This is a genomic window from Streptomyces echinatus (assembly GCF_014203595.1).
GTDB classification, from domain to species: Bacteria; Actinomycetota; Actinomycetes; order Streptomycetales; family Streptomycetaceae; genus Streptomyces; species Streptomyces echinatus.
In genome coordinates this window covers 1-1,502 of the sequence record NZ_JACHJK010000051.1, presented here as the reverse complement: position 1 = coordinate 1,502, position 1,502 = coordinate 1, and the positions used below count along the sequence as shown (strand labels likewise).

General features: G+C 64.8%; 1 protein-coding gene. It reads left to right on the top strand.

Features of this window, described 5'->3' with window-relative positions:
- Positions 1–1,502: condensation domain-containing protein (locus tag FHS34_RS41820; protein ID WP_245002642.1), on the top strand; the 1,502-nt coding region annotated here is incomplete at both ends.

Here is a 1,502-nt window from a genome sequence, read left to right as displayed (position 1 = left end):
ACCCCCTCTTCCAAACCTCCCTCGCCTTCCAGAACAACACCCTCCCCCACCTCACCCTCGGCAACATCAACACCACCTACGAACCCACCTCAACCGGCACCTCACGATTCGACCTCCTCTTCAACATCGTCGAACCCTCGGACGATGAGAACGGGAACGCCGGCTACCGAGGAATGGTCGAATACGCCACCGACCTGTTCGACAAGGAAACCATCGAACAGCTCGTCACCCGCTATCTCAGCCTGCTCAAAACAGCCGTCGCCAACCCGGACGCGCCCCTGCGAACCCTCGACATATTCCTCCCGCACGAACGCCACCAACTCCTCGAAACCTGGAGTCGGCAAGCCGAGGTCCTTGGTCATGAAGCGGTCCAGTCACTGGTGGAAGAAGTCCAGGACGCACGGGTCCACGTGCTGGACGGCGAGTTGGGGCTGGTACCCAGCGGTGTGGTGGGCGACCTGTACGTGTCGGGTGTGCCGTCGGATCGGGAGGGAACGACCGCCGGGCACTTCGAGACGGACCCCTACGGCCCGTCCGGATCCCGGCTGTACCGCACCGATCGGTCGGCCCGGTGGACTCGCGACGGCCGGCTGGAGTTGGTGCGACGAGCCGACGACAAGGCGGCTGGGCAAGTCGTGCCGGGGTACCGGAAGCCGCGCAACGTTCAGGAGGAAGTCCTGGTCGGGCTGTTCGCGGAGGTGCTGAACGTCGACAGGGTCGGGATCGACGACAGCTTCTTCGGTCTGGGCGGCCACTCGCTGCTGGCCACGTGGTTGTTGTCCCGCATCCGGACCGTACTCGGCGTCGAGGTGCCGATCCGGATGTTCTTCGAGTATCCGACGGTGGCGCGGCTGGCACCGCAGCTGGACAGGGGGCCGGTGCAGATCCCGGTGGTGGCAAGGGCCCGCCCGGAACAGCTGCCGTTGTCCTTCGCGCAGCGCCGACTGTGGTTCCTGCACCGGTTCGAGGGACCCTCGGCCACCTACAACGTGCCGATGCGACTTCGCTTGCAGACCCAACCCGACACGGACGCATTGGTGTCCGCGATCGGCGACGTGGTGCGGCGCCACGAAAGCCTGCGCACCGTCTTCACCGAAATTGACGGCACACCGGTGCAGCGCATACTGCCCGCCGAAACGGCAGACGTCCCTGTCGAGGTGCTGCAAGCCACCACCGCGGCCGAGTTGGAAACATTGGTCACCCAGGTCGCCCGGTATGAATTCGATCTGGAAACAGAGATCCCGATACGCGCCCGCGTCATCAACACCGACGACGACCAGTGCACACTGATCCTGGTCGTCCACCACATCGCCGCCGACGGATGGTCACTCGTCCCGCTGATGCGTGACCTGTCCGACGCCTACACCGCACGCCGCAACGGACACCAACCCGACTGGGAACCCCTCGCCGTCCAATACGCCGACTACACCCTCTGGCAACGCGACGTCCTCGGCACCGAAGACGACCCAGACTCCGTCCTGTCACAGCAATTCGCCTACTGG